The organism is Mycobacterium sp., from assembly GCF_044370595.1.
Taxonomy (GTDB): domain Bacteria; phylum Actinomycetota; class Actinomycetes; order Mycobacteriales; family Mycobacteriaceae; genus Mycobacterium.
In genome coordinates this window covers 1-4,214 of the sequence record NZ_JBILVF010000215.1, presented here as the reverse complement: position 1 = coordinate 4,214, position 4,214 = coordinate 1, and the positions used below count along the sequence as shown (strand labels likewise).

The window sequence follows — 4,214 nt, the reverse complement described above, 5'->3', positions numbered from 1 at the left end:
TGCGCTGGCGGCGGTGATGGCGGTGTCGATGCTGCGCAAGCAGCGCCTGGGCCCGGTATGGCTGGTGGCCGCCGGCTACGCGGTCGCCTGCCAGGTGCCGATCTATCTGATGCGCTCGTCGGCCTTCACCGCCCTGGAACTGGCCCAGACGTTGCGGTATCTGCCCGATCTGGTGGTGATGCTGGCGCTGCTGGCGGCGGTCGGGTTCTGCGCGCCCAACCGGGTCGGTGCGGCGTGGCTTAACCCATCCGCTGCGCGTCGGGCGGTGGTCGCGACCCTGGGGGTGGGCTTCCTGGCCAGCAGCCTGGTCTCGACAAGGACGTTCCTGGTGAGCTGGCAGGACAACCCGACGAAGTCCTATCTGCGCACTGCGGTTGCGGCGCTGTCTCAGGCGCGGGCCGCATCACCGGCGCCGATGCTGGATCAGGAGGTCGATCCGCTGATCCTGCAGCGGGTGGTGGGGCCGGAGAATCTGGCCAGTCACCTGTTCGCCCTGATCGGTGACCGGCCGGAATTCAGCGGCTCCACCGACCTGCTGCGCATGCTCGATTCGGGCGGGCGACTGGTCGATGCGGAGGTGACGTGGGTGCGCAGGATCGTGCCGGGGCCGGCGCCGCAGTGCGGCTACTTCGTCTCCTCCGAGGCCCAGCCCGACTCCGTTGTCCAGATGCCGCTGGACGGGCCGCTGTTGCCGGCCGACTGGACTGCTGAGATCAACTACCTGGCCAACGCCGAAGGCAGCCTTGTTGTTTCGCTGCCGGTGGGCGTGCAGACGAAGGTGACCGTCAAGCCCGGTCTGAACCGGGTCTACGTCCGGCTCTCCGGCGCCGGTGAGGCCATCACGGTGCGGCCCGCCACTGCCGCGTTGGCCGTGTGTGTGGCCTCGGGCCCGGTGGGTTATCTGGCTGCGCGCGGGACGGGTTAGATCAGCCTGCGCGGGGCTATCCGCGCGGGCGGGTCTGGCCGATGATCTCCGCGACCTTGCTGCGCACCTCACGGGCGGCCATGGTGGTGGCGATGGCGGCCATCTGGAGGGCCACCTCGCGGTCATCGCTGAGCACATAGCTCGCCGCGGTGTCGACGACGTCGGCGAAGTGCTTGCGCAACACCGCCTCGATGCGCGACAGCGCGAACTCGGCGCACTCCAGGGGGACGCAGCCGCGCAACAGGTGAAAGACGTCGGCGTCGATCCGGCGGTACATCTGTTGGGCGTAGACCCGCCCGGACAGCGCGATGCCGCCCGGCTGGGCGAGCATGACCTGCTGACCGGCGAGCTTGGCCACCAGCGGCTCCATGGAGCACATGCACAGTTGGACGAAACAACTGGCCAGTTCCGCGGCGACCACACCGGCCAGCGGGTCATCCAGGTCGGCGAGGTCGACGCTGTCGGGCAGGGGCTGGGGCGGGGTCGTCTCGAACATGTGACTCAGTGTCCCCGGGGGGTCTGACATTGAGCGCCCGCCGCCGCGCAGCGACGGCTGCGCTCCTCAGCGAGTTGCGGGCCGGCCCCTGCTCGCACGCAGCCCGCCAGAGTCGGGTCCCGATTCTGCTGCCGTCGCGGCGGATCGTCGCGGCTGCCGCTGCGCCCCAGTCTCCAGGGACCCAGTCTCCGGCGCTGCAGTCTCCGGCGCTGCAGTCTCCGGCGCTGCAGTCTCCGGCGCTGCAGTCGGACTGGTGACTGCGGACGCGTCGTTGCCGGCGGCGGTCGGGGCGGGTGCTGGGGCCGCCGGGTCGGCGCCGGGCTCGTCGATCGGGGAGTCGGTCGACGCGTCGGGAGTCGACGCCGTCCGCGTGACCGGCGCTGGGGCCTGCGCATCACCGACGGACACGGCTGCGGGCAGGGCAACGTCATTGACTGAGGAAGCTGGAAGAACCGACTTTGGGGTGGCCGATGCCGGGTTGAGCAGTTGGCGGAATGCCTCCCAGGATTGCTGTAGGGCCGGTGCGAAGTTGGGCCCGAGACCGAGTACGGCCGGCGTGGGCTCACCGAAGGACACCGAGCGGTCGTAGCCTGCCTCGATCAGCGGCCGGAGTACGGGTTCGATGGCGTCGGCTAGCCGCGACAGTCCGACAGCGTAGAGCGGGGACAGGACCGGCAGTTCGGCGGTCGGGACGAAGTGATAGACGGTGTCTTCATAGCGCGACACAACCGGTTTGACGTAGTTCGGGCTGGCCGGATCCAGCGAGATCGGATCGATGAACAGGTTCAGGACATTGATCACCGGGGCCAACCAGGGCGCCGACCCCGATACCGGCAGGGTGAAATGCAGCAGGTAGCCCATCAGTGAATTCACCACAGCCAGGGCGTTGAGTGTGTACTTGGGGAAGTCGGCGAACGGGTCGTACTGCCGGAATACCTCGTGGGTGGTGTTACCCGTCTTGGTCGGCGCAAAGACCAGGGGCGTCCACGGGGTTAGTCCCAGTCCGTTGAAACGTGACATCAGCCCGCCGTTGGGGATGTTGGTGTTGCCGACTTGAACGAACGTCGTCGGAGGAACAGCGCCGCCGTCGGCCCGCACGTCGGCCAGCCGCTCGTCGAACATCGAGGCGATGAAGGCGCTTTGGGAGTATCCGAACACCACCACGGGGGTGTTGGGCTGCCCGTCCGTGGTGTTCTGGGCGACGATCTCGTCGTATTTGTCGGTGAGGATTTCATACCCCACCCGGGTCGAGTCGTTGTACGTCAAAGCGGTGATTCCGCTCAGCGGCCAGAGGTCCTGGGGTGTGCGCAACGGCACACCGGTGTAGCCCGGTCCCACCAGTGGGCGGATGTAGGCATCCAAAACCGCGGCCTGGAACTGTGGAGTCACCTCGGGGGTGAACGTGCCGTTCATCGTGATCGCCGCCTGGGTGGCAGCCAGATCGACGGCCGGAAACTCGACCCGCGTGAGGGCGGGTGCGTTCAGTACACATGTCCCGACAGTGGACATCGCCACCAGAGTGGCGGCGGCTCCGCGGGAAAATCGGTGGGCCACTGATGGCGTCGAGGATGTGTCCGGGAAATCAAGCATGCTCGGCAACTTACTCCCGGGTCACAAAGGCCTCGTCGAAACCACAAATTCCTTCCCAGACAGCAGCCGGCCCCGCCCCCAGGGGTGGGGGCGGGGCCGGGTGTGCACTCCCGGGTGTGTGTCCGGGGCGGTCCAGGCCTGCGGTCAGGGGGTTCCGGGGGTGCCGGGGGTGCCGTTGACCTGAACCGCCGAGGGGCCCAGGGCGACCGCTTCCCCACCGTCCCCACCGGACCCACCATCACCACCGGGTGCGGCGTCACCGCCGTCCCCGCCGTCACCACCCTCCGCGCGCACCCCGATCCCACCCGAGGACGCGCCCTGGGCGAACGCGGTCCCACCAGCACCGCCGTCCCCGCCGATCAGCCCGCCGGCACCGCCGTCACCGCCGTCCCCGGACAACGCCTTAGACCGGGTCCCGGTCGCCGTCGCCGACCCGCCGGACCCACCAGCCCCACCGGTGCCCGCACCGGCACCGCCACCGGCACCGCCGGCCCCGGCTTTCGCGACCGCATCAGTGCCGGTCACCGTGGCATCACCACCATTACCCCCGGCACCACCGGCGATCCCGCCGGACCCGCCGGCACCACCATCACCGCCGGTGGAGGTCAACCGGTTCCCCACGATCGTGCCCAGACCACCATCACCGCCGTCACCGCCGACACCCAGGATCCCGGCATCACCACCAGCACCACCATCACCACCATCAGCGACGCTGTCCACGGTGTCCCCGTCACCACCATCACCACCATTGCCCGAGGGCACCGTCGAGGACCCATCAGCCCCGTCATCACCGCCGCCGCCGCCGGCGCCACCGGTACCCACCGCGCCACCGGAACCACCAGCGCGCCCCAACCCGTCAAAGGGCAACAACGGATCAAAACTCAGATAGGTGCCGCCATCACCACCATCACCACCGGTGGTGTGCGTCGGTGTGCCCGCCGCGCCGTCCCCGCCGTTACCGGCCGCACCCAGATCACCACCATCCCCGCCATCACCGCCGGACCCGTTGGTGCCACCCACACTGTTCCCGCCGTCACCACCATCACCGCCGACCCCGGAGGCCGCCCCGTCACCACCATCACCACCGGCGCCGTTGCGGATCGCAAACGTCGGATCACCATCCGCGCCGTCCCCGCCGACACCGGAAGCACCGCCGGCACCACCAGCACCGCCGTTACCGGCCACCCCGGTACCCGGGGCGTT

2 protein-coding genes and 2 pseudogenes are annotated in these 4,214 nt (G+C 69.3%); 1 reads left to right on the top strand and 3 read right to left on the bottom strand.

Annotated features, from left to right (window positions below):
- A pseudogene (locus ADBZ5N_RS17685) lies at window positions 1–925 on the top strand (hypothetical protein); the annotation flags it as partial.
- A gap of 16 nt (window positions 926–941) precedes the next feature.
- Here the strand turns inward: ADBZ5N_RS17685 and ADBZ5N_RS17680 are convergent.
- From ADBZ5N_RS17680 to ADBZ5N_RS17670, 3 genes and pseudogenes are all read right to left on the bottom strand, one after another.
- On the bottom strand, window positions 942–1,421 hold the full coding sequence (locus ADBZ5N_RS17680; protein ID WP_526259705.1) for a hypothetical protein: 480 nt from the start codon (window positions 1,419–1,421) through the stop codon (window positions 942–944).
- A gap of 66 nt (window positions 1,422–1,487) precedes the next feature.
- Entirely contained in the window at window positions 1,488–3,011 is a 1,524-nt protein-coding gene (locus tag ADBZ5N_RS17675; RefSeq protein ID WP_526259703.1) for a PE-PPE domain-containing protein, read from the bottom strand.
- A 144-nt stretch (window positions 3,012–3,155) separates the two neighbouring features.
- A pseudogene (locus ADBZ5N_RS17670) lies at window positions 3,156–4,214 on the bottom strand (hypothetical protein); the annotation flags it as partial.

Bases quoted from the DNA above. Each gene is read 5' to 3' on its own strand.
- ADBZ5N_RS17680 (WP_526259705.1), bottom strand. From the start codon at position 1,421: ATGTTCGAGACGACCCCGCCCCAGCCCCTGCCCGACAGCGTCGACCTC.
- ADBZ5N_RS17675 (WP_526259703.1), bottom strand. From the start codon at position 3,011: ATGCTTGATTTCCCGGACACATCCTCGACGCCATCAGTGGCCCACCGA.